Source organism: Muribaculum sp. An289, assembly GCF_002159555.1.
Lineage (GTDB): Bacteria > Bacteroidota > Bacteroidia > Bacteroidales > UBA932 > Merdivivens > Merdivivens faecigallinarum.
In genome coordinates, this window is sequence record NZ_NFIV01000005.1 from 73,205 (window position 1) to 96,888 (window position 23,684).

15 protein-coding genes and 1 pseudogene are annotated in these 23,684 nt (G+C 46.7%); 12 read left to right on the top strand and 4 right to left on the bottom strand.

Annotation, left to right across the window (positions count from 1 at the left end):
• The first annotated feature begins 1 nt into the window (after position 1).
• The 3 genes from B5F83_RS05320 (at position 2) to B5F83_RS05335 (ending at position 3,896) form a co-directional block, all read left to right on the top strand.
• Positions 2–781 carry a succinate dehydrogenase/fumarate reductase iron-sulfur subunit gene (locus tag B5F83_RS05320; protein ID WP_087277750.1) on the top strand — a complete coding sequence of 260 codons (780 nt, stop codon included), beginning with the start codon at positions 2–4 and terminating at the stop codon, positions 779–781.
• Between the two features lie 854 nt (positions 782–1,635).
• Positions 1,636–2,973: an AAA family ATPase gene (locus B5F83_RS05330; RefSeq protein ID WP_087277745.1), complete on the top strand. Its 1,338-nt coding sequence runs from the start codon at positions 1,636–1,638 to the stop codon at positions 2,971–2,973.
• A gap of 8 nt (positions 2,974–2,981) precedes the next feature.
• A complete protein-coding gene (locus B5F83_RS05335; protein WP_087277742.1) occupies positions 2,982–3,896 on the top strand; it encodes a WYL domain-containing protein in 915 nt (304 codons plus the stop codon).
• Between the two features lie 20 nt (positions 3,897–3,916).
• Here the strand turns inward: B5F83_RS05335 and B5F83_RS05340 are convergent.
• Positions 3,917–4,537, bottom strand: a pseudogene (locus B5F83_RS05340) (DUF4143 domain-containing protein); the annotation flags it as partial.
• A gap of 500 nt (positions 4,538–5,037) precedes the next feature.
• On the opposite strand from B5F83_RS05340, the gene B5F83_RS05345 reads away from it, so the two are divergent.
• Complete coding sequence (locus tag B5F83_RS05345) at positions 5,038–6,330, top strand: M64 family metallopeptidase (protein ID WP_158094163.1); 1,293 nt, start codon at positions 5,038–5,040, stop codon at positions 6,328–6,330.
• Between the two features lie 161 nt (positions 6,331–6,491).
• Here the strand turns inward: B5F83_RS05345 and B5F83_RS05350 are convergent, their stop codons facing one another.
• Complete coding sequence (locus tag B5F83_RS05350) at positions 6,492–7,907, bottom strand: fibronectin type III domain-containing protein (protein ID WP_143822468.1); 1,416 nt, start codon at positions 7,905–7,907, stop codon at positions 6,492–6,494.
• A gap of 141 nt (positions 7,908–8,048) precedes the next feature.
• Between B5F83_RS05350 and B5F83_RS05355 the strand changes: the two genes are divergently transcribed.
• The 7 genes from B5F83_RS05355 (at position 8,049) to B5F83_RS05385 (ending at position 20,212) form a co-directional block, all read left to right on the top strand.
• A complete protein-coding gene (locus tag B5F83_RS05355; RefSeq protein ID WP_087277732.1) occupies positions 8,049–9,752 on the top strand; it encodes a helix-turn-helix domain-containing protein in 1,704 nt (567 codons plus the stop codon).
• An 89-nt stretch (positions 9,753–9,841) separates the two neighbouring features.
• Positions 9,842–12,514 carry a TonB-dependent receptor gene (locus B5F83_RS05360; protein ID WP_087277729.1) on the top strand — a complete coding sequence of 891 codons (2,673 nt, stop codon included), beginning with the start codon at positions 9,842–9,844 and terminating at the stop codon, positions 12,512–12,514.
• A gap of 76 nt (positions 12,515–12,590) precedes the next feature.
• On the top strand, positions 12,591–13,802 hold the full coding sequence (locus B5F83_RS05365; protein ID WP_204207338.1) for a hypothetical protein: 1,212 nt from the start codon (positions 12,591–12,593) through the stop codon (positions 13,800–13,802).
• A 169-nt stretch (positions 13,803–13,971) separates the two neighbouring features.
• Positions 13,972–15,621 carry a hypothetical protein gene (locus tag B5F83_RS05370; protein ID WP_143822469.1) on the top strand — a complete coding sequence of 550 codons (1,650 nt, stop codon included), beginning with the start codon at positions 13,972–13,974 and terminating at the stop codon, positions 15,619–15,621.
• Positions 15,622–15,759: 138 nt separating this feature from the next.
• Positions 15,760–16,959, top strand: a complete 1,200-nt coding sequence (locus B5F83_RS05375; RefSeq protein WP_158094164.1) for an Ig-like domain-containing protein — start codon at positions 15,760–15,762, stop codon at positions 16,957–16,959.
• Between the two features lie 26 nt (positions 16,960–16,985).
• A complete protein-coding gene (locus B5F83_RS05380) occupies positions 16,986–18,539 on the top strand; it encodes a BACON domain-containing carbohydrate-binding protein (protein ID WP_158094165.1) in 1,554 nt (517 codons plus the stop codon).
• A gap of 35 nt (positions 18,540–18,574) precedes the next feature.
• Positions 18,575–20,212, top strand: a complete 1,638-nt coding sequence (locus tag B5F83_RS05385; protein ID WP_143822470.1) for a fimbrillin family protein — start codon at positions 18,575–18,577, stop codon at positions 20,210–20,212.
• 91 nt (positions 20,213–20,303) lie between these two features.
• On the opposite strand, the gene B5F83_RS05390 is transcribed toward B5F83_RS05385, so the two are convergent.
• Together B5F83_RS05390 and ychF are read right to left on the bottom strand one after the other, a co-directional pair.
• Positions 20,304–20,639 carry a multidrug efflux SMR transporter gene (locus B5F83_RS05390; protein WP_087277714.1) on the bottom strand — a complete coding sequence of 112 codons (336 nt, stop codon included), beginning with the start codon at positions 20,637–20,639 and terminating at the stop codon, positions 20,304–20,306.
• Positions 20,640–21,433: 794 nt separating this feature from the next.
• Positions 21,434–22,537: a redox-regulated ATPase YchF gene (gene ychF / locus B5F83_RS05400; RefSeq protein WP_087277707.1), complete on the bottom strand. Its 1,104-nt coding sequence runs from the start codon at positions 22,535–22,537 to the stop codon at positions 21,434–21,436.
• 129 nt (positions 22,538–22,666) lie between these two features.
• On the opposite strand from ychF, the gene B5F83_RS05405 reads away from it, so the two are divergent.
• Positions 22,667–23,674, top strand: coding sequence for an endonuclease/exonuclease/phosphatase family protein (locus tag B5F83_RS05405; RefSeq protein WP_087277704.1), 1,008 nt, complete (start codon positions 22,667–22,669; stop codon positions 23,672–23,674).
• The last annotated feature ends 10 nt before the right edge of the window (positions 23,675–23,684 follow it).

Here is a 23,684-nt window from a genome sequence, read left to right on the forward strand (position 1 = left end):
AATGGATTTAACACTTAAAGTATGGCGTCAGAAGAACGCCAAGGCGAAAGGTCATTTCGAGACTTACAAAGTAAAGAACATATCTCCTGACAGTTCTTTCCTCGAGATGCTCGACATACTCAACGAGCAGCTCATCGAAGAGGGGATGGATCCCGTTGCAGTTGAGAAAGGCTGCAAGAGCAGCGGTCCGGTAGCGTTCGATCACGACTGCCGGGAAGGTATCTGCGGTATGTGCTCTCTTTATATAAACGGCCGTGCGCACGGGCCTGACGATGAAGTTACTACTTGCCAGCTTCACATGAGGAAGTTCCACGATGGCGATACCATTACCATAGAACCATGGAGAAGTGCCGCTTTTCCGGTAATCAAGGACCTCGTGGTTAACAGGCAGGCATTTGACCAGATACTTCAGGCTGGCGGTTTCATTTCCGTCAATACCGGCGGTGCCCCTGATGCAAATGCGATTCCTATTCCTAAGAAGAATGCGGATGAGAGTATGGATGCTGCTGCCTGCATCGGTTGCGGCGCCTGCGTTGCCACCTGCAAGAACGGTTCGGCCATGCTGTTCGTGGCGGCAAGGGTTAGCTCCCTCGCTTTGCTTCCTCAGGGCAAACCGGAAGCAGCACGCCGTGCAAAAGCTATGGTTGCCAAGATGGACGAGCTCGGCTTCGGCGCCTGCACCAATACCCGTGCGTGTGAAATGGAATGCCCTAAGCACATCACTGTTTCACACATCGCACGCCTCAACAGGGAATATCTTAAAGCTAAATTCAAGGATTAAGTTCCTCATACGCTATTCAAACGGGGGACGGTCTTCGGGCCGTCCTTTTGTTTTTTCCGTACAGATGCAAATTCCGTACAGATGCAAATACTTCCTTGTCAAGGATAAGGGGGGATACCTTGTCCGGATAGGGGGGATGGGGAGGGATAGGTGAGATAGGGGTGAGATGCTGTATGGGGGAGATGCTGTATCGGTAAGTCTCTTGGGTTCAGAGCACACCCCGACTTAACTTTTCTTGCTGTAATGTATTGTAAATCAATGACAAATAAAGTATGGGAGAAAAAATAACTGTGGATTTCGAGGGGTTCGGAACCTGTCAGAATCCACACTTGAAAATTTTTGCTAAGGAGCTAATATGTTGTTAATCAATGTATAGTGGCATGTTTGAGTTAAGTCGGGGTGTGCCCGTGATTTCGGCTGACAGATGACTTTCCATGTAAACAGTCTTCACTTGTGTCCCGTTTATTGTTTCACATACTTTCTTGACCAGAGATGTCTTTCCTATTCTCCTTGGTGATATGAGAATGGTATTTATTCCGTTTGGGAAGTTCGTCCTTATCCTTTCGGTTTCCTGCTTTCTGTCTGTGAAATTATTTCCGGTTACTGATACTTAAAAAATGAATGTTTTTTCCATAAATATCTCTTCTGCCGGCAAATATATGCAAAAAACCAAAGTACACAAATCTGTGGCCCACAAAGTTGTGGACAAGAATTATAGTACATCGAATTTTGAGGTTTTGTGCCTTTTTATTCCAAAACATTTTGAGGTTTTGTACTTTTTTGTCCAAAAACATTTTGAGGTTTTTACAAAATGATATATTTTTACGTTTGTAATCAATTAAAAATATATTGAGATGCCGGAACAAAGATTCAAGCGAAAGATATATGAAAGACTGTTGGCATGGAAAAAAGAGCGTGATGGTAAAACGGCTGCCCTGATAGAAGGTGCGAGACGGGTAGGAAAATCGACTATCGTAAGGCAGTTTGCTGAAAAGGAGTATCAATCGTATATTCTTATTGATTTTTCATCCGCTTCGACAGAAACTTTCAATCTGTTTAACGATATTTCAGATTTGGATTATATCTTCTTAAGGCTACAGCTTATATACGGTGTCCAGTTATATGAACGCAAATCGGTTATAATTTTTGATGAGGTTCAGTTGCAACCACTTGCACGACAGGCCATAAAGCATCTTGTAGCAGATGGCAGATATGATTATATTGAAACGGGTTCGCTGATTTCCATCAAGAAAAATATCAAGGATATCATAATACCGAGCGAAGAAACACGGTTAAATATGTATCCGATGGATTTTGAAGAATTTAAATGGGCTCTCGGTGATTTCTCCACATTTCCTTTATTGGAAAAATGTTTTAAAGAAATGATCCCTCTCCGGGAAGCACATCGTAAATTAATGAGGGATTTTAGGCTATATATGTTGGTAGGAGGGATGCCTCAATCGGTAAATGAGTACATAGAGACTAACAATCTCAGTAGGGTGGATGCTGTAAAAAGGGATATTCTGAATCTATATAATGAAGATTTTTATAAGATAGACCCGACAGGAAGATTGTCAATGCTTTTTGATGCCATTCCTGCCGAACTGAACAAAAACTCTGCTCGTTATAAAGTATCAAGCGTAATTGGGGATTCGCGCAACTCTAAACTTTCAGAGATTCTGGCCGCTTTGAGAGAATCCATGACGATCAATATGGCTTATCATGTCAATGATCCAAATACGGGCATGGCTCAAAATAAGGATTTGAATCGATATAAGATGTTCCTTGCCGACACAGGCTTGTTTGTCACACAGGCATTCAAAGACAAGGATTTTACAGAAAACGTGATATATAATCAGTTGCTTAGCGATAAACTAAGTGTCAATCTTGGTTATGTCTATGAAAATGCGGTTGCGCAGATGCTTCGTGCTTCCGGAAATGAACTGTTTTACTATACATTCCCGACTGAAAGCGGCAAGCACAATTATGAGATAGATTTCCTTTTGTCAAGGCATAACAAATTATGTCCTTTGGAAGTCAAATCTTCTGGGTATAAATCCCATGTGTCATTGGATGCGTTTTACAATAAATTTTCAAGCAGGATATCGGAAAGGTATCTTGTTTATGGTAAAGATTTGCTCAGGCAGGACGGTGTATCATATGTGCCGTTCTATATGGTTCAATTTTTATGATTTGAGTTATGAACAAAAACCTTCTTTTTAAATATATCTGGCTTGTGGATACTATCGGCAGGGCCGGGAAGATAACGTTCGAAGAATTGAATGACAGGTGGATGCGTTCTTCGCTGAATGATGGGGAGGAATTGCCCAAAAGGACTTTTCATAACTGGAGGGCCGATGTCGAGGAATTGTTCGATATCAACATCGAATGCCAGCGTAAAGGCGGTAATTATTATTACATAGAAAATCCGCAGGACATCAGAATGGAGACGATGCGCAGGTGGCTTTTGAATACATTTACTGTCAGCAACATGATAAGCGACAGCCAGGATTTGAAAGACCGTATCCTGCTCGAAGATGTGCCTTCCGGACAGAAATATCTTATGCCGATAGTCGAAGCCATGCGTGAAGGGTGTGAAATCAGGTTGAACCATAAGAGTTATTGGAAATCCGAGCCGGGAGAATATGTCCTGCAACCGTATTGTCTGAAGATTTTCAAGCAAATCTGGTATGTGCTCGGTTTCTGTCGGGAACGCGGTGCGCTAAGAATATTTTCATTGGACAGGATACTGGAATTGGAACTTCTCGATACCCGTTTCGAGTATCCCGCTTCTTTCGACCCACGGGATTATTTTTCCGATTATTTCGGGGTGATAACCAGGGACAATATCAAAACTGAAACCATTGAGATAAAGTCTTTTTGGATGTACACCCACTATATGCGCGCCCTGCCTCTGCACCCTACGCAGGAAGAGGTAGAAACGAGGCCGGATTATTCCGTATTCCGCTACAGACTGAAGCCTACGCTTGACTTCAAACTGGAAATCCTCTCACGTGGTTCGCAGATAGAGGTCATATCGCCCGAATCCTTCCGCCGAGAAATAGCGGAGGAAATCGAAAGGATGCGGGAGATGTATCACTTACCCGAGGAGTGAACCAATTAAAGTAGTAATCTTCAGAAAACCGGAATATCCCAAATTTCGTACAAATGATTGTAGTTTATCAATTTGACTTCGCCTGCGCTGTTTTCTAACGAGCCTGCATAGACAATCGCTTTTCCGATAACCGGATTATTTATCCATCCGTCCATCTGTTTCAGGGTCTTTTCAAAATCAGGATGGAAGGTCATGGCGGATTTTATTTCTATTCCGTATAGCCCAGAGCTGTTCTTCAATATAAGGTCGATTTCGTTCTGGTGAGAATCCCGGTAAAAATAGAGATTGCTCTCTTTTCCGAGATTGTATCGTCTTTTCAATGCCTCCATGACAATGAAGTTTTCGAACAGTGCGCCTCGCATCTTGTCCCGTGCAAGTTGCTGCGCAGACTCTATACCGAGCAGGTGACAGGCAACCCCGGTATCCGTAAAATAAAGTTTAGGAGCTTTTGTCAACCGTTTGCGGGTGTTTTCATAGTATGGCGGCAGCAGAGTTACGATATAGGAAGCCTGCAGTACGGACATCCAAGCCGTGATGGTATGGGAACTGACACCGATTTCGTTTGCCAATTCCGAAGCCTTGAACAATGAACCTATACGTCCCGCACACAGTCGGATGAATGTATGAAATTGCATCATGTCTACGGATTTCGGAATAGGACAGTTGTGCAAATTTGAAGTGATACTGCAAAATTACACAAATAATTTGTTTGGTCAACTTAGATGAATGTGTATTATATGATATGCCATGTTTTGGCATAAGGCGTGGATACCTTTGCATTGTAATCAATTAAAACAACTGTATTATGCATGCCCCTCTGACGACTAACCTGCCGGGGAAGTGAACCAAATTCCAGCGAATTCTGGGCACTTTCCCGGGATTGAGGAGGACGAAGCCTTTTGTTCAGAGCACACCCCGACTTAACTTTTCTTGTTGTAATACATTGTAAATCAACGATAAGTAACATGCTGGAGAAAAAATAACTGTGGATTTCGAGGGGTTCGGAACCGAGCAGAATCCACACTTGAAATTTTTTGTCAAGGAGTTAACCTGTTGTTTATCAATGTGTAACAATGCGTTTGGGTTAAGTCGGGGCGTGCACGTGAACTCTGAATTGATGCAAAATGATTATTTTCGCACCATGAAACATATCATTTTCATATTAGCCGCGACTGCCCTGACGATTGCTTCGGCCGTCCGCGCATGGGCCCAGAGCCCCGATTACGATGCATGGTTCACTTCCGACCGCCTGAGGGTGGATTTTGTTCTTGCGGGCAATGCCGACAGTCAGCAGGCCTATCTTTCCGGTTTGAGGAAGGAATGCGCATGGGCGGGCTCTCATGAGTCCCTTATAGATCCGTTCCGTTACGGTGAGTACATGTTCGAAGTACGCACAGTTGACGGCGATACCCTGATATACTCGAAAGGTTTTTCAACCCTGTTCCAGGAGTGGAGGACGACTCCTGAAGCCCGTGTGGTATCAAAGGCTTACAATCAGAGCGTATGGATGCCTTTTCCCAAAAAAGAAGTACGTATCACCCTGTCCGAAAGGATGAAGGAAGCCTGCGGGACTGGCAGGACGGGCCGCTTCCGCGAGATATTTTACTGTACTGTCGATCCGGACGATGTCCTTGTCTGCCGCGAAGCCCCGGCGGAGGACTATGCTGCCACTCCGTTGTTGGTTTCAGGCGCGATGGAGCATAAGGTGGATTTGCTTTTCGTGGCAGAAGGTTATACTGCGCAACAGATGGACGAGTTCCACCGGGACTGCCGGAAATTCATGGAATACCTCTTCTCTATGGAACCGTACAAGTCCCGCATGGACGATTTTAATGTCACGGCCGTGGATGTTATATCTCCGGAGCAGGGAACTGATATTCCGGACCAAGGTATCTGGAAACATACGGCCCTCAATTCGCATTTCTATACTTTCTACATAGACCGCTATCTGACGGTCACGGACTATAAGGCGATAGCCGACAATGTGGCGGGAGTTCCTTTCGATGCGCTTTTCATTGTCGTTAATGAGGAAAAATACGGCGGCGGCGGGATTTACAATTCGTATGCCCTCGGGACTGCCGGAGACGAGCTGTCCTATCAGGTTTTCGTGCATGAATTCGGGCACAGTTTCGCTGGGTTGGGCGATGAATACTTTACATCGGAGGCGGCTTACGAAAATTTTTACATCTCCGATATCGAGCCATGGGAGCCGAATATCACCACAATGGCGGATTTCGGGAGCAAGTGGAAGGATATGATGGATTCGGGAAAATGGGATGAAGCCCAGGTTGGAATCCACGAAGGCGGTGGATATATGGCCAAAGGTGTCTACCGTTCCCGCGAAGACTGCCGGATGCGGACCAATACGGCGCCTGATTTCTGTCCTGTATGCCAGCGGGCAATTAACCGTATGATTGACTATTATTGCAAGTAATCGGGAATAAAAGAGACTGTGTCCGAGAAGAGACCGTACCCGAAAAGAGATTGCGCCCGAGTAAAATAATCCTAATAAAATAGACCGTGCCCCGGAAAGGGACACGGCCTCAAATCATTATGAAACGTTTTATTTATTGTGAATTATTCCTTTATTGTTGTTTATTCCAGAACTATGATTACCGGGAACTGCATTGCACTGCCGAAAGTACTGTAATTGTATGACCCGCCGTAAACCGTTCCGTCATCCGATACCGAATATACGGTTTCTATCATACCGTCAGTACCGAGTGTAGAATCGATGGTTGTTGCAAAAGTTCCTTCGAGTCCGTTGAATATGTCTGAGACCATGTATGTTTCGCCATTTTCCCAAACCATGCCTCCCATGCCCATCGTTCCGGTCATGTATGCTTTTCCGTTACCGTCTATTGCAACTCCGCCATACGAAGGGACTTCTGTCTTTTCACCTGTTTCAATATCATAGATGAATCCTGTAATGTCCATCCCGTCCGGGGCGAAATATCCGGTTACCTTGCTGCCATCGGAACTTATTCCCCATGCGATACCTTCATAAATGTAACCTTCGTCTCCGATAGTCTCGGTTTCACCGTAGATGCGTGTAAGCTGTCCATCAATCCATATTGCAGGGGAGCGGCTTCCGTTTCCCCAATCCTGCCAGCCGGACATAATGCGGCCGTCTTCGGACATGGAATAAATATAGCTGCCATACATTACGGCATCTCCGTTTTCCGGCAGTGTGAACATAGATTGATCGAGTTGATAATCGTTCCAGACGCATGGGACGCATCTGCTTGTGCCGTCCTCAAGTTCTGTTACTACCATGCCCCCTATGAGTCCGTTATTTGTTATGGCCGCTGCAAGTCCGGGATATGCCGCATTTTCAAGGCCGTGTGTAGGAAGTTCAGTCCAAGAACCTCCGTTTTTGAAATCCATGTATGCTGGGGTCTGGACAGAACCGTCGGATACAGACCCGACTATGATACCATTGTCATTTACATCGTACGCAATGCATCCTGCGTAGTCTCCTGACTCAAGGATTGTAAATTCACCGGTAGCCCGTTCCCATACGAAAGAAGTAGGGTTGCCGAACTGGTCATCGAAGCCTACCGCATAGTTTCCTGAAGGAGAAATGTTTCTGATATATGAATTTGAGAGATTCGCTTCATTCATCGTAGCTATCGGATCCATAGGGTATACTGTATATGCAGTGGGTGCGAATGTCTCTTTCTGAGTCGTGACTGTGACTGTACCCCAATCGGAATCTGCATAGGGACCCGCGTCTCCGGCAACGGCTTTTACTTTGACTGTATATTCGGTTTCTGCTTCGAGGCCTTCAAGGACTGCTTCCGTCCCTGTAACATTTGTTTCCTCACCGTCATTTACAGTATATGCATACGATGCGGCATTTTCAACGGCTTCCCATACTATAGTGGCAGTATTGCTTGCGACTGTATCTATCATAGGTGCAGGGGTCGCCAATTTTACAATTACGTCTTTCTTGCAACCGGAAATAAGCGCTATTAGCAACATTATTCCTAAAATGTAAAAATTCTTCATGTCGTTTTCAATATTTAAAAAATTTTCCAATATTAGAATAAAAATTTTTCCCGGCTCCGGAATCTGCCGGTAAAAAGGATTGCATTACATATATTTTACATTTTGTGACTGGATTTTGAAAATTTTGATTACTTTTGGAATATGAATAAAATATTGAAAATCATAGCTGTTATATTGTATATAGGAGTGCTGTCGCATTTTGCATTTGCCTGCGAAAGGCAGCACGTGGGGAAAACGGATTCTGACAGGGAAGATGTTACCTGGAAATATGTCGATTTGTTCAACTCATATTGCAGGAAAGGCCTTTTCGACAGTCTGTCGGTAAGGGCCGGCGACATCTTTGCGGCAAGAAGCCAGGATATGGACGAACGGCTTGTCCTCGTGTCGGGACTTTATTCAGCCCAGGCTGCAATCTTTACGGACGATTATCCCAAGGCGGCAAGATACATCGATACCCTTTCGGGAATGGAAAAAAGTTTCGGACGGTACCCCAATTTACAAGCCATGCTGAACGGGATAAAGGCCTCATACGACATAAAGGCCGGTTTCGATTATCCTTCGGCCCTGATTCATCTTACCGAGGCATTGAACTATTACCGCCATGACGGCGATGCGGTAAACACCTGTACGGCGCTTTTCAACATAAGCATGATATATTTTTTCCGCAGGGACACGACCGGTCTGAAATATGCGCGTGAGGCGATAGGCATAAGCGAGGACAATCCCGAAGATACCTATATGATGTGTACGGCGGATGTGGTGATGTCGATGATGCTCCTTGTCAAGGGGGATTATTCCAATGCCCGGAAATATGCCATGGAAGCCAGGAAAATCGCGGACAGGGACGGTTATTCGCTCGTATATTCCCGCATATTCATGGTTCTCGGCGAAGTCGCGATGAATGCCGGGAATCTTCCTGAAGCCGAACGCCTGATGAGGGAGGGTTTCGGGTATGCGCAGCATTCGGATCCGGATTTTTATTTCGAACTTTCGCTTACATGGGGTGAAATGCTTATAAGGTCGGGACGTTACGATGAGGCGGCGACGTTCCTTGCGAATACTTTGGAAATGATTGACGAACATGACAACATACGTTACCGTTACCAGGTTCTCGCCCTTCTTTCACGGCTTTATGAGGCCATGGAGGATGTTCCGGCTGCCTTCCATTATTATAAAATAGCCGCGGCTTCCCGCGATAGCATACTTAATGTTGATAAAGATGCTTCTTTCAACAGCCTTTTGGACCTTTACGAGCAGGCTTCCTTGCAGAACGCCATACGCCAGAGGAAATTCGACATGTATATCATACTTTCAATATGTGTCCTTACTACGGTAGCCGGTGTGTTTTTCTTCTGGCTCTACCGCCGTCAGAGCAGGCAGAACAAGGAACTGGTGCAACATTATCAGGATTACATGAAAAGGGGTGAAATGCTTAGGAAATATCTGGAACCTCAGAAGCAGAAAGGGAGCGAATCGGCTGACGAGGAACTGTTCAACAAGCTGGAAAAACTGATGAGGGAGGATAAAATATACCTTTCGAATGAGATTTCCTTGGACAGGCTTGCTTCCATGCTCGGGACGAACAGGACTTACATATCGAGGGTCATCAACCGTTATGCCGACAGGACGTTCTGGGGATATGTCAATATGTACAGGATTGCCGATGCGACACGGCTTCTTTCCAACCTGGACAATGATATCCAGATTAAAAACCTTTATGAGATACTCGGTTACAATTCCGCCGCTTCGTTTTTCCGTGTCTTCAGGGACGAGGTGGGCCTTTCCCCTTCGAAATACCGCGAAGAGGTACGCAGGCTGAAACCGAGACACGGGCAGTTGCAATAGGGGCACGGACAGTTGTAATATTTATTTAATTTTCCTGTAAATCCGGTGTAATATCGCTACCATATTTTTGCCGTCGCAAAACAGATTATATGCGACGGTTATTTTTAATTGTAATTTTCACATTGTTTGCCGGAAGCCTTACGCTTTACGCGGATACGGTCAAAGGCGTTGTAATTGACAAAGAAAGCAGAACTCCGATGCTCGGGGCTACGATTGTCGAAAAGGGTACGACCAATGCTGTCGTGGTTGATGCGGAAGGAAGATTCGAACTCGAAATAGGCAATGCCCCTTCGGTAAATATAGAAATCAGTTTTTTCGCCTATAAGACAATTATCATAGAAAACGTGGCTGCCGGAAGCGAACTTCTGGTAGAGATGGAAGCCGAAAGCGAGATGCTCGAACAGAGCATTGTCATAGGGACTAAGACTCTGGATAACGAGCGCGCCCTGCTTCTGGAAAGGCACAATTCTTCTGTCTCCATAGAAAATATAGGTGCAAAGGAAATGGGAGTCAAGGGCATATCCAATGTCCAGGAGGGAGTGAAAAAACTCTCCGGAGTGTCGATTGCATCGTCGGGCCAGCTGATTGTCAGAGGCTTAGGCGATCGTTATAGTATAACAACGCTCAACGGCATGCCGATAGCTTCCCCGAATCCGGACAACAAACTCATCCCTTTGGACATTTTCCCGGCTTCCACGATACAGAACATCACTGTAAGCAAGGTGTTCCGGGCAGACACTTACGCGGATTATTCGGGAGCGCATGTGGATATCTCCACCAAGGAAGGCGGGGACAAGCGGCTTTTGCAGCTTTCGATAGGCTACGGCAGCAATACCATGACGATAGGGAAGGCCTTTTATATGATGGACAGCCCTTCGCTCTTCGCCACCCCTAAACTTCCGGGGAACATTTATTCGATGAGCCGTCTTGAATTCGACGACTATATAAAGGGGAACAATCCTTTCAGGCACGGTTTCGATGTGGCCCGTAGGTCCATGCCCGGGGACATGAAAGGCAGTTTCATCTGGACGGACGGCTGGGATTTGCCGAAAGGGCGCATCTACCTGATGGCGGCGGCCAATATTTCCAACGGGTATCAGAACATGTACGGCAACCTCAACAGGACCCTCGAAGCTTCTGGAACGACGGTGAATGAGTTCTATGACGACAGTTACGAGCAGCTTCTCAAAACGGCAGGACTGTTTTCGCTCGGATACAGGTTTGAAAATTTCGATAAGATAGAATATACGTTCTTCTATGCAAGGAATGCCGGCATAACCTTTATGAACAGGCATGGCTACGACAGGGAGGACAACGACCTTGTAGGCCTCAACTCCACCGAGCACATATATGAAATGCAGAACCACCAACTCAGCGGTTTCCACACGTTGTCCACGGACTGGATTCTGGAATGGAAAGGCTCGGCAAGCCTTACCGGAAGCAGCGAACCGGACAGAAGGCAGGTGATGTATGCAAGGGGCAGCGACGGGCAGTTGAGGTATTTTAAAAACAACAGCCAGGAAACCATGAGGTATTGGGGAAACCTCGACGAGTCCGAGTACAACGGCGAGGTTTCGGCAAAATACACTTTGGGGGAAACCCTTAAACTGAAGGCCGGTGTGGCGGGAAAATACAAGACGAGGGATTATTCGGCGGTGCGTTTCTACTACGATGTCAACAAGTTGAATTCTCCGGTGGACGATATTTTCACCCCTTCGGTTTTCATAAATCAGGAAAATATTTCTTCGGGACTTGTCGGAATAGACCGCAGCATGCCTCCGACAGATACATACGGGGCGTCGAGTACGATTTTCGCGGGCTATGTCGATGCTGATTACAATATTACCGACGGACTTCTGCTGAATCTCGGTCTCAGGTATGAATACAGTTCACAGGCGGTGGATTATCATAACGACCAGGGAATCGCGGAACGTTCCGTACTTACCGGCAACGATTTGTTCCCGGCCATGAATCTCCGGTACAATATGGGCAGGAACCACAATCTCCGTCTTTCGGCATCGAGGACTGTCACCCGCCCGTCATTCATCGAAATGTCCCCGTTCCTGTACCAGGAGGCATACGGAAGCGCACAGATACGCGGTAATGCCGACATACGCAACGGTTATAACTACAACCTGGATCTCCGTTATGAATGGATTTCAGGGACGGACCTGATATCGATGACACTGTATTACAAATACCTCGATTCCCCGATAGAGAGGATTCAGATGCTTTCGGGAGGTACGTCCGTGCAGCATTCGTTCCAGAATGCGGACAATGGAATGGCGGCCGGTGTCGAATTCGAGATACGGAAGAAAATTGTAAAGGATTTTTACGTGAATGCCAATGTGGCCTATATGTACACTGACGTGATTCTTCCCGAAGGAGGCTCGTATACCGATGCGCGCAGGGCCTTGCAGGGTGCTTCCCCATGGCTTGCCAATGCGGACCTGTCATATACTCCGCAGTTTAGGAACGGCGATGCCCTGGCACTTGCGCTCACATACAATTATCAGGGCGAAAGGATACATGCGGTAGGGGTGTCCGGGCTCGGCAATGTGATTCAGGACGGTCTGCATACCCTTGATTTTACCGCTACTTACAACATAGGGGAGCATTGCTCTTTGAATCTCCGGTTCGACAACATCCTCGACAGTACCGTTTCATTCAGGCAGGAGGTCATTTCCCGCAATACCTGGATTTACGTGGAGAAGTACAGGCCGGGTGTAGGAATGCAGATAGGTTTCACATATAAGTTTTGACAGAAAAATTTTGACAGAAGGATTTTCAGAAGAATACAATAAAAAAGGATTTTATAAACCAAATTAATTTTTACAGATGAAAAAGTTTATTTTGTTGGCAGCTTTACCGTTTTTGTTCGCTGCATGTGAAAAAGGTACGAATGGTCCTGAAGAGCCGACGGCTCCTGAAACGCTTACCGGGACAATTACCGAAGACCTCACGCTTGAGGAAGGAAAGAGTTACAAACTTTCCGGCGGTTTCCATGTCCAGGCTCCGGCTGTCCTTACCATAGAGCCGGGCGTAACCATCACGGCCGTTTATGATGATATCACGGATTATATCCTGATTGAGCAAGGTGCGAAGATAATGGCTGAAGGTACTGCAAGCAAACCTATCGTGATGACAGCGGAAGTCAAGGAAGACGGCGCGTGGGGCGGTCTTCACATTTGCGGACGTGCGACTTCCAATGTCGAGGGAGGCACAGGTCTTTCCGAGATAGGCAATGCCCCTTATGGCGGCAATGATGACAACGACAATTCGGGAGTTCTCAAATATGTAAGGCTCGAATACACCGGCTGGGCCCTTGATGAGGAACACGAATCCAACGGCATTTCTTTCTACGGCGTAGGAAGGGGAACGGAAGTAAGCTATTGCCAGGCCTATATGGGAGCTGACGACGGCTTCGAGTGGTTCGGCGGTACCGTGAATGTAAGCCATCTCATTGCTACCGACTGCAGCGACGACTCTTTTGACTGGACCGAAGGCTGGTCGGGCAAAGGCCAGTTCCTCGTAGCTATCCAACACTCCGCTTCCGAACTCGGTTACGAGTGCGATTGTCTGATAGAGGCGGACAACAACGGTAATGATTTCGAGGCGACCCCGGTAGCTCATCCTATTCTTGCAAACGTTACCCTTATCGGCAATGAGAGCTCGGAAAGCATACATGGGGCACGTTTCCGTGCAGGTACACAGGTCGAGCTTTACAATGCCCTTATCTGCGGAAAGGAACTGGACCTCATCGTAGAGACTCCGCAGACAGCCAATTCTTTGGTAAACGGGACTTCCAAGCTGAATTACGTTTCGATAGCCGCAGCTGAAATTTCGTCCATAGACCAGGATGTATACCTTACCGAGAATTTCCTCGAGGGTGCGGGAAATGAAGTAGGAGCTTCCCTTACTTTCACTGACGGTTTCATAGGCACTTCCGAAGGCGGTGACGGTCCGGTGGATTCTTTCTTCGAGAACGCCCCTTACAGAGGTGCGGTTTCTGCCGACAATGACTGGACTGAAGGATGGACTGTAAGATAGTAGTGTGATTTTCATACGGTTTTATTTAATAAGCAGTGTGCGGTCTGCGGTATGCAGGCCGCTTCTTTTTTTTATGAAGCATGAAATTGTTCCTGATTTTTTTTAAATTTGCTTCCTGTTAATCATACGGTTTATGTATACTGGTCCGAAAAGGTTTTTTTGTGTCATAATGTTTTTCACAATCTGTGCGTTCAGGGCGGATTGCGTGTACAATGCCGATACTTTGTCAGCAGTTTCCATTATTGACGGAGGGGATATTGTCCTGTACGATCTGTACAGTCAGAACAAAGACAATGACGAAGGGCCTGTTTATGCCCGGATGTTTTTGGAGAGGGCGGATACCGCTTCCACGGACATCCGCATAGCTGAGGTTTGGGATTATATGGGCCGTTGGTATGAATCGCAGACGAAAACAAACGATGCAATCGATGCTCTGGAAAAGGCAAGGAAGATATATCGGTTCAATTCGGATATCCATATGGCCGCCATAGAGGAACTGAAACTTGCAGGCCTTTATCTTAAAAACGATATGTATCATAAAACCCTTGATTACGTATTGAAAGCACAGGAGGTTCTAATCAAGGAAAAAGATATTCCGCACATTCTGGACTGCTATAATATATTGGGTATCGTTTATTATGTATGCATGGAATATGATAAAGCGAAACAATATTTCGACATTTTCGCATCCGGTGCGAGGAATATCAGTGATACTTCACGCATGATTTCCGCCATGAACAATGCGGCGCGCCTTGCGAATACTGTACACGATACAGTGATGACCAATAAGTTGATTCAAGAGGCCACGACCCTTTGTGCAGAACAGGGTGATTCGGTGAAATTGGGAAAATTGTACCTTAATTTTTTTGAGGCATACATAGACAACGGCGATGTTGACAAGGCAGAAAGATACCTTCATCTTGCGAAGCCGCTGATAAAAACCGATGGCGACAAGGGTGAATATTATATGAAACTCGGCTATATCACTTCGCTTGTCGGTAAAAGGCAGAAAGCCATAGCCTGTCTGAACAAAGCTTTGGACTATTTGAAGGCAGGAGAATTCAAAAACGAAAAACAGTATTGTTTCAATCTGCTTCACAGGCTGTATGCTGCCGAAAACGATTGGGAAGATGCCTATAAGGCCCTTAATGGGTACTATATGATTGATGATTCCAGAGAGAACAATGAAATCATACTGGAACTTTTCCGGTATCAGAGCGATTTGGAGGCCAGTAAAACGGAAGAAAAACTTAAGGAAAGCAGGAACAGGATGACAATCATATTCATTAGCGGCGTGGGCATACTTCTGATCGGCGGCATTTATCTGATAATGAATGTTAAAAAAAGAAAACTGAAGGTAGAGCATTTTAAAAGCGAACTTGCGAACCAGGAAAAAATGCTTGAAATGAAAAAACTCCAGCAATATTACATAGATAAGATGGCGGAAGACACTGTCGATAAACTGATACGGTTGAAGGCCGATATAAAAGATGTGTCTGTCAAGAACAAGGTAAATCAGATATGCCGCAATCTGGTGCAGTCGAAGGTGGATGATGACAAGTGGAAAGAAGTCAGTCAGTTCATACCGGAATACAACAGCGAGTTTTACCATAATCTCATAAGGGAGTTTCCAGATCTTACCATAAACGAGCGCAGGTTATGCACCCTTCTCAATAAAAACATGACCACGAAAGAGATTTCGGAGATAACGAAGCAGAGCCTTCAAAGCATAAACACGGCCAGAGGCAGGCTTCGTGCAAAACTCGGTCTTACCGACAGCAAAATAACGTTGCAGGAATTTCTTTCAAGATATAATTGATTTATGTATAATATTTTATGTGTGTATGTATAAATTATATATATAGTGCGGATATGAGCGGGTTGTATTAAAGATAGCATTACCGCATAATTTTGTATTCCGGAGTTTTGATGATATTTTAAAAACAGTAAAATGGACATGGCAAAAATGAAAACCAACAGCATTCTGTATTCTTTTTTTGTGTTCTGTTTCGTGCTGATCGGATGTACGGAGCAGAAAATGACAGTATTGGAACTAACTGATGATAAAATTACGATAGTGCTCGGGGAATCCTATCAACTTAATCCGCAGGTAACCCCCGAAGGTGCGCAAATCATGTATTCCAGCGACAATCCGTCCGTAGCTTCGGTAGACGAAAACGGCCTCATTACTGCAAATTCCATAGGAAACGCCAATGTGACCGTCACTGCCAACGAAGCCAGTGTTTCATGTGAGGTCGATGTGATTGGGCAGCCTGCCGAGCAGATAAGCCTCAATATTACGGATGTCAGATTGCTTATAGGGGATACGGTAAGGCTTACGGCGCTCGTAATGCCTGAAGACACTTACAACAAGGTAATAGAGTGGGACAGCGATAACGCGAGTGTGGCCGAAGTCGATGAATCCGGGCTTGTCACCGCTGTTTCTGTCGGGAATGCCGTCATTACCGCCAGTGTGGATGATGTGCAGGCCGAATGTACGGTCAAAGTGGTGGAGGTCCCTGCCGTAGGCGACTACTATTATGCCGACGGGACTTATTCGTCTGCCTTGTATGCCAGCAAGGATATAATCGGGATCGTATTCTATGTAAATGAAGATCAAATGTCGGGAAAAATCGTAGAAATGGGTGAGGCTTCGCTTGTGTGGGGAGAACCCGGGATAGAACTGGACAATTATAACCGTTATGACGGCAAGGGCAACACGGACAATATCATAAAATATATTTCAGACAACGATGCATGGGACAATTTTCCTGCTTTCAGATATATAGACAGTCTTGATATGGGAGGTCTTGACTGGTATTTGCCGTCGACCGTGGAACTCAAACAAATTTATTGTGCGATGAGCGGAGTGAAATGGGTCCCGGAAAATGCGCAGGAAGGCGAGTGCAATGATTGGGAGGATTTGAATACCGCGATACTGACCGGTGCCGAATATGTGAAGAACAGAGAGACTTTCAATGCCAGGATTACGGATGTTGGAGGGGTTGCGTTGAATGTGAGGGGTTATTCGTATTTCGCTTCGACATCCATGGAAAACGACAGGGAGAATATATGGCAGATTATGTTCCATAGCGGTGCCGGATATAATATGGTAAGAAGCGGAACCAATAGGGTCAGGGGAATCGCGGAATTTTAAACCGGCTGTTTGTATATATGTGGCTTATGTTCAAGATTCGTCCGGTTGTCGTTTTCGCAGTTTTTCCCGTGGCGATGTTGCTGGTCGCTTCCTGCGACAGGGAGTCCGGATTCGGGGTGCCTCCGGCATTCGGTATCCTTTCCGACAGCGAGATGCATGTCTCTTCCGGTGAGGTTTCCGTTTCCGTAGAGTACAGTCTGGAAAATCCTGCGAAGGGAGGGAAGGTGACAGGTTCTTCAACGGCAGACTGGATAAGCGGCTATACCGATATTGCAGATTCCTCCAAGGTACGTTTTATAGTGGGTGCAAATCCGGATACCGCGGACAGAACGGCCATGGCGGTATTTTCCTATATTTATGATGGAGGCAGCATTTCGGATACGGTGATTGTCATCCAGTCCGGAGAATCAGAAGGCCATGGCACTGGAAACGATCCTTTTTTCGCATTGGTGTGCGAAGACGGGATATCGGTCTCCCGGGGAGAGTCTGAGGTTCTGGTGGAATATGTATTGGAAAATGCTGTTGAAGGCGGGCGCATTGCCGGTTCTTCCCCTGCCGAATGGATAGGGGATTATACTGTCGAGGAGAATATGCGTTGCGCAGGTTTTACCGTAAAAGCCAATCCCGATACGGCGGCAAGGAGCGCCGAAGTCGTTTTCTCCTATGTTTATGGTGATGGGCGGATTTCTGATACCGTTACCGTAAATCAGTCCGGAAAATCGGATGATTATGATCCGGATGCTCCGGAAATAGTGTTTCTTACAGGTATGCAATACAATGTGCCGGACGAAGAGTCGGACCTGTCTGTCCGGTACTTCATTATCGATGCCGTGGACGGGGCGCATATGGAGGCCTCTACCGGAGCTTACTGGATTGGCGGGTTCGAATATTATCCGGACAGTTCAAGGGTCGATTTTACTGTCAGTGCAAATACCGCTCAGGAGGAAAGGACTGCGGAGGTGATGTTTACCTATCGTTATGAGAAGGATGGACACGAATATTCGGTTTCGAAATCCATACGTGTGGTTCAGGGCAGATTCATTCCCGCCGAGGTAGACTTCGAAGCGGCTTATTTCTCCGGACACTATCTGGGAGATGTTTTCGGCCATAACGGAGAGACGAACTATATGATAAATCTGTCCGACAAGCCGGTTTACAACGGAATGCTTTTGTCTGGCGGGACTTATTATACGTTTGATATATTTTCCACGGAACCGGAAAATGCCGATGCCATATCCGTCCCTGAAGGAACATACGTTTTGGGCCAGGCATATCAGACTGAACTAATGACCCTCAATCCCGAATATACATATTGGTGCAGGATAACTCCTGACGGTTCCGGTTATGAGATACCGTATACACGTTACGACAGCGGCACCCTTACGATTTCGAAAGAGGGGGACGGTTATTTGTATTATGCCGAATTGGTGGACAACAACGGCACCGTACACAAACTTACATACAAGGGGGATGCAATCATAGACAATACTGAAAGGTATTCTTCGCTTTTCGAAGACCGCGAACTCGATTGCGACGGCATGCGCGGGCAAGTGGATTTACTGAACGGTATTATTATGTGAGGGAGGCCTTGGTTGATATGAAAAATAAGAATAAAATGATAATTATGTTGAGAAAATCGTTTTTTTTCGTCTCTTTGTCGGTAATCGCGTTATGGTCTTGCGACAAAGGTGGGACAAGTGGTCAGGAGGATGAAGGGAAACCTCTTGACGGACTTTCTGTTTCGGTTGAAAGTTATTCATCATCGGACGGAAGCGAGGGCTATCAGTTGGAGTTCAAGGACGGGGACGGAATCGGCCTGTTTGCAGTGAAAGACGGCCAGGTCGTTGCTGAAATAAGCAATCTGCGCCTGAACGCCGTAGGGCAAGATGGCGGAATAGTGTGGAAATCTTCCGTAGAGGACCTGTCGCTGCCTGACGGAGCCGTATTTTACGCTTATTATCCTTATATGGAGTCTTTGGATGAAAACTCAGTGGATGCGACGGCCGAAAGTGCTGAAGATTTTTTCGATTCAATGGCAGATTCGTGGGAAACGGCGAAAGATCAGAGTGATCCCGAAGATTTTTACGGCTCTACTCTTATGATAGGGTCGGGAGTTTTTTCCGGCGGAATACTTTCGCTGTCAGTAAGCCCATTCACGCAGCTTGTTGTATTTGATTTTCCGGGGAAGGTTTATCATTTTACAAACACGGATTACAGCATCCCTGATTATGAGCCAGTACCGTCGAAAACGGAATGTTTCGGCTTTACCCCATATACCGAAGGGTATAAAAAGTATTTCGTAGTCAACCCTGCCGTAGCGGATTCGCTCAGAGGCACTTATACTGATAATGGCGAAGAAAGGGACTGGACTTTCGGATACGGCTTCGAAAATACTGAAGACAATTGCATCGTATGTACCGTTGGAGATGGTCTGGAACTGATAAACCACAATCTGCAAGTAGGTGATTTTTTCCTGTATGACGGTTCTCTGCTTGCGAAAGATGCCGATATCATGGATGTACTTTCGGTGCATGTAATGGGTGTGGTCTTCCAGATTAATCCCGATAGGATAGGAGAGTCTGAAAAGGAGGCCCTCGGAGGGACCGCCCATGCTCTTGTCGTGTCGGCCCGGCATTCTGCTACGTCTTTAGGGGCTCTCTGGCCATGGTTCTCCGATTATGATACAGGGGAATTCGACCGTGACGAAAGCGTGATAGGTTTGCAGCAGACGTTGACAAAGGGGGATTCAAAGGCCTCGTTCCTTGCCGCAGATTCCGACATAAGCGGTTATAGGAATACGCACCTCATTCTTTCAGAACGGGCCGCCGATGTAGAAAATGGCATGTATCCTTCGTTCAAGGTGGTAAGCGAGTTTGTGCAGGAAACGGGCGGGCCGGCCGATAATGTCGTCACTACGGGCTGGTTCCTTCCGTCATACGGGCAGATGATGGATGTGTTGAGGGCGTTTAGCGGTTATCCTCTTGACGTGAATGAATATTTTGTGGACTGGGGGAATGATTGGTATTGGGACATGCCCGGCGCCGGGGATTTTACACAGTTCTTCAATGATGCTTTTGCAAAGATAAACGAGGATCAGAAAACATATGTTTCGGATGCCGGATTCGGATTCTGGACCTCTACCCAGGCGGGTTCCGAAACGGCATGGAACATCAGCCGCGGGAAGGATTTTGTCGATACTTTCTGCGAGAATAAATGTAACGGCGGATATGTCCGTCCTGTGCTTGCGTTTTAAGATTGATTGACTTTGAGGCCTGATCAGCGGGCATAACTCGAAAGTTCGGCCATAACTTCAGAAGACCCCGTAAAAAGTCGAAGTTTCCGAGCTACCCTACCATTTTCAGTCCTATCACCGAGGCTATCAGGGTACAAATGAAAAATATCCTTGCGAAAGATGCCGGTTCGTGAAAGACGAGAATGCCGAGGATGACGGTAAGCACCGCCCCGATCCCCGTCCATACCGGATAAGCCGTACTTATCGGAAGTGTCTGCGTGGCTTTGGCCAGAAGGAACATGCTTATTACCAGGCAGATTATGAATCCTGCTCCCCATAGCCACCAGGCGGTTCCGGAAACTTCCTTCATTTTACCGAGGCAGAATGCGAAACCTGCTTCAAAACAACCGGCAATTATAAGTATTGCCCAACTCCAGTTTACCTGCATAGCACGTATTATTCATATACTTCCAAAAACAGCGGCAAATATACTTGTAATTAATGAAATCGCAATTGTAGAATAGCAATTGCTGCCTGTCTTGCCGGGAAAGTGAACCGTATTCCTGCGAATTCCCGGCACTTTCCCGCCGAGAATATTGCTCCCAACGCCATTCCTCCTCCGTACTTCTGGGGAAGTTGTAGTTTCCATGTAATTTTGGAACAGTCGGTGCATGGTGATTTTGAATATGTTGATAATCAGTTGGTTGGTAAAATAGCTGCACATTTCGAAAGTTTTAAACTGCCGAAATGTGTACTTGGATTTTTAGTGCATTGATATTCAATTTGTTACAAAATTGTCTGCACCCGGACTTCCACTACGTTCACTTATCCGTATCCTGAACGCCCATTCCTGGTCTGTTCTTCCCGGGAAAGTGAACCATTTTGCCGCAAATCCGAGGCACTTTCCCCTGGAACGAAATAGGACAATCGCTTCTGTGGCCATTTTGCCTGCATTTCTCGTCCGTCCTATCAGGGGAAAGTGAACCGTATTCCTGCAAATTCCCGGCACTTTCCCGCTGGAAATGTTGATTTTACCGCCGTTTTCGCCATTTTTCCCGGGAAAGTGAACCATTTTTCCACGAATCTGAGGCACTTTCCCTGCCCCCTTGAAAAAGGAATCCCCGTTTTTCTCGAAGAAGAACTCCTGTTTTATAGGTACGAAAAAATCCTCGTTTTTCTGACTGTGGGATGAAGGTTCAGACGTTGAAAAGAATCCCCGTTTTCAGACGTTGACGTTAGACGTTAGACGTTGAACAGGAAGTGCATCACATCTCCGTCCTCGACTACGTAGTCCTTTCCTTCGACGTACAGTTTTCCGGCGGCGCGGCAGGCGGCTTCCGAGCCGTATTTTACATAATCGTCGTATTTGATGACCTCGGCACGGATGAAGCCTTTCTCGAAATCCGAGTGTATTACCCCGGCGGCTACCGGTGCCTTGTCACCTTTATTGATTGTCCATGCCTTCACTTCCTGCGGGCCGGCGGTGAAATATGTACGGAGGTTCAGAAGCGAATATGCGCTCTGGATAAGCCTTACCATTCCGGATTCTTCGAGCCCGATTTCCTGTAGGAACATCTGGCGTTCCTCATAGTCGTCCAGTTCGGCTATCTCGGATTCGATTTTTGCCGAAATCACCAGAATCTCCGCATCCTCGTCCTTAACAGCCTCGCGCACGGCTTCTACATAACTGTTCCCGGCCGCTGCCGAACCTTCATCCACATTGCAGACATACATTACTGGCTTGTCGGTGAGCAGGAAAAGTTCCTTGGCGGCTTTGATGTCATCGGGGCTGTCGAATTTTACGGTACGTGCAGATTTTCCCTGGACGAGGGCCTCCTTATATTTCAGCAGTATGTCATAAAGGCGTTTGGCCTGTTTGTCCCCTCCTGTCTGGGCCTGTTTCTGTACTTTTGCAAGCCTGTTTTCCACAGTTTCCAGGTCTTTGAGCTGCAATTCCATGTCTATGACTTCCTTGTCCCTTACCGGGTCCACGCTTCCGTCTACATGTACGATATTAGGGTCATCGAAGCATCTGAGGATGTGCAGTATCGCATCGGTCTCGCGTATGTTCGCCAAGAACTGGTTTCCGAGCCCCTCTCCTTTGCTCGCTCCCTTTACGAGCCCGGCTATGTCCACGATTTCCACTGTTGCAGGCACTACCCTTTGGGGATGCACGAGGTTTTCCAGCACCTGGAGCCTCTTGTCGGGTACAATCGTCGAGCCGATGTTCGGTTCTATCGTGCAGAAAGGAAAATTCGCCGCCTGCGCCTTGCCGGTGGATATACAGTTGAAAAGGGTGGACTTACCGACATTCGGGAGTCCTACGATACCGCATTTTACAGCCATTTCGATAAATTTTTATATTTTCAGCGGCAAAATTAGAAAAATTATCGGATATTTGTCCCCGATGCGGGTGTGGCTCTGCGACCTTTGGCGCCGGGCATGAAAAATTTTTATTGTTTACTCTTTCCGTTTTTGTTCCTGACTTTTTTCGCGGATGTGGAACCCGTATCCGTCCCTGACAGGAAAATCCTGATGTTCTGGAATCTTGAGAATCTTTTCGTTCCTTGGGGCGGGCCGGACAGCCTCGTTGCGGAATTCCGTTACGGGGGAAAGAGGGGTTGGAGTTACAGCCGTTATCTTAGAAAATGTGCGGCCATTGCGAAAACAGTGGTTTATCTTGAAGACAGTCTCGGCCGGCGGCCGGATTTCATAGCTGTGGCCGAAATAGAAAACAGGACCGTGCTTCATAATCTTGTTTCGCTGACTCCGCTGCACGGTTATCCGTATCTTCCGGTGCATTACGACTCTCCGGACAGGCGCGGAATCGATGTGGGGCTGCTGTATGATTCCTCGCGGTACAGTCTGGTGTCTTCTTGTGCGCGGCCCGTCGTGAAGGATTCTGTCATTCTTGCGACCCGTTCTATACTCTATGCCTGTTTTGTGCGGAAAGTTCATGCTCCTTTCATCCGAGATACGGCGGGTGCGGATGCAAGAGCGGATACAAGTGTGGATGCAAGGGCGGATACGCTGCATATTTTCGTGAACCATCATCCGTCGAAGTTTTCCGGAGCCGAGGCCTCGCAGCCATTACGGGATGCTGCCATGCGACTCCTTGCTTATCTGGCCGATTCCGTAGCTGTCAGGCATCCAGGGCATGGAGTAGTGCTTACCGGAGATTTCAACGATGTGCCTTCTTCGGCCGCACTCAAAGGGGCGCCTGGTTTTGTAAATCTTTCGTACAGTCTGCATGAGGAGGGCTTCGGAAGCATAAAGTATGCGGGAAAATGGGAACTGATAGACCATTTCATCGTTTCCCCGCAGGTTGCCGGCAGGTGCAGCACATACGTGTTTTCACCGGCATTCCTGCTTGAAAAAGACCGTAAAGGGTTGGGGTACAAGCCATGCAGGACATATATCGGGCCCCGCTACAATGGAGGAGTCAGCGACCATCTTCCGATTGTTTTGGAAATTTTTTACTAATTTTATGGTT

Coding starts and splice junctions, on each gene's coding strand:
- B5F83_RS05320 (WP_087277750.1), top strand. CDS start 2: ATGGATTTAACACTTAAAGTATGGCGTCAGAAGAACGCCAAGGCGAAA.
- B5F83_RS05330 (WP_087277745.1), top strand. CDS start 1,636: ATGCCGGAACAAAGATTCAAGCGAAAGATATATGAAAGACTGTTGGCA.
- B5F83_RS05335 (WP_087277742.1), top strand. CDS start 2,982: ATGAACAAAAACCTTCTTTTTAAATATATCTGGCTTGTGGATACTATC.
- B5F83_RS05345 (WP_158094163.1), top strand. CDS start 5,038: ATGAAACATATCATTTTCATATTAGCCGCGACTGCCCTGACGATTGCT.
- B5F83_RS05350 (WP_143822468.1), bottom strand. CDS start 7,907: ATGAAGAATTTTTACATTTTAGGAATAATGTTGCTAATAGCGCTTATT.
- B5F83_RS05355 (WP_087277732.1), top strand. CDS start 8,049: ATGAATAAAATATTGAAAATCATAGCTGTTATATTGTATATAGGAGTG.
- B5F83_RS05360 (WP_087277729.1), top strand. CDS start 9,842: ATGCGACGGTTATTTTTAATTGTAATTTTCACATTGTTTGCCGGAAGC.
- B5F83_RS05365 (WP_204207338.1), top strand. CDS start 12,591: ATGAAAAAGTTTATTTTGTTGGCAGCTTTACCGTTTTTGTTCGCTGCA.
- B5F83_RS05370 (WP_143822469.1), top strand. CDS start 13,972: ATGTTTTTCACAATCTGTGCGTTCAGGGCGGATTGCGTGTACAATGCC.
- B5F83_RS05375 (WP_158094164.1), top strand. CDS start 15,760: ATGGCAAAAATGAAAACCAACAGCATTCTGTATTCTTTTTTTGTGTTC.
- B5F83_RS05380 (WP_158094165.1), top strand. CDS start 16,986: ATGTTCAAGATTCGTCCGGTTGTCGTTTTCGCAGTTTTTCCCGTGGCG.
- B5F83_RS05385 (WP_143822470.1), top strand. CDS start 18,575: ATGATAATTATGTTGAGAAAATCGTTTTTTTTCGTCTCTTTGTCGGTA.
- B5F83_RS05390 (WP_087277714.1), bottom strand. CDS start 20,639: ATGCAGGTAAACTGGAGTTGGGCAATACTTATAATTGCCGGTTGTTTT.
- ychF (WP_087277707.1), bottom strand. CDS start 22,537: ATGGCTGTAAAATGCGGTATCGTAGGACTCCCGAATGTCGGTAAGTCC.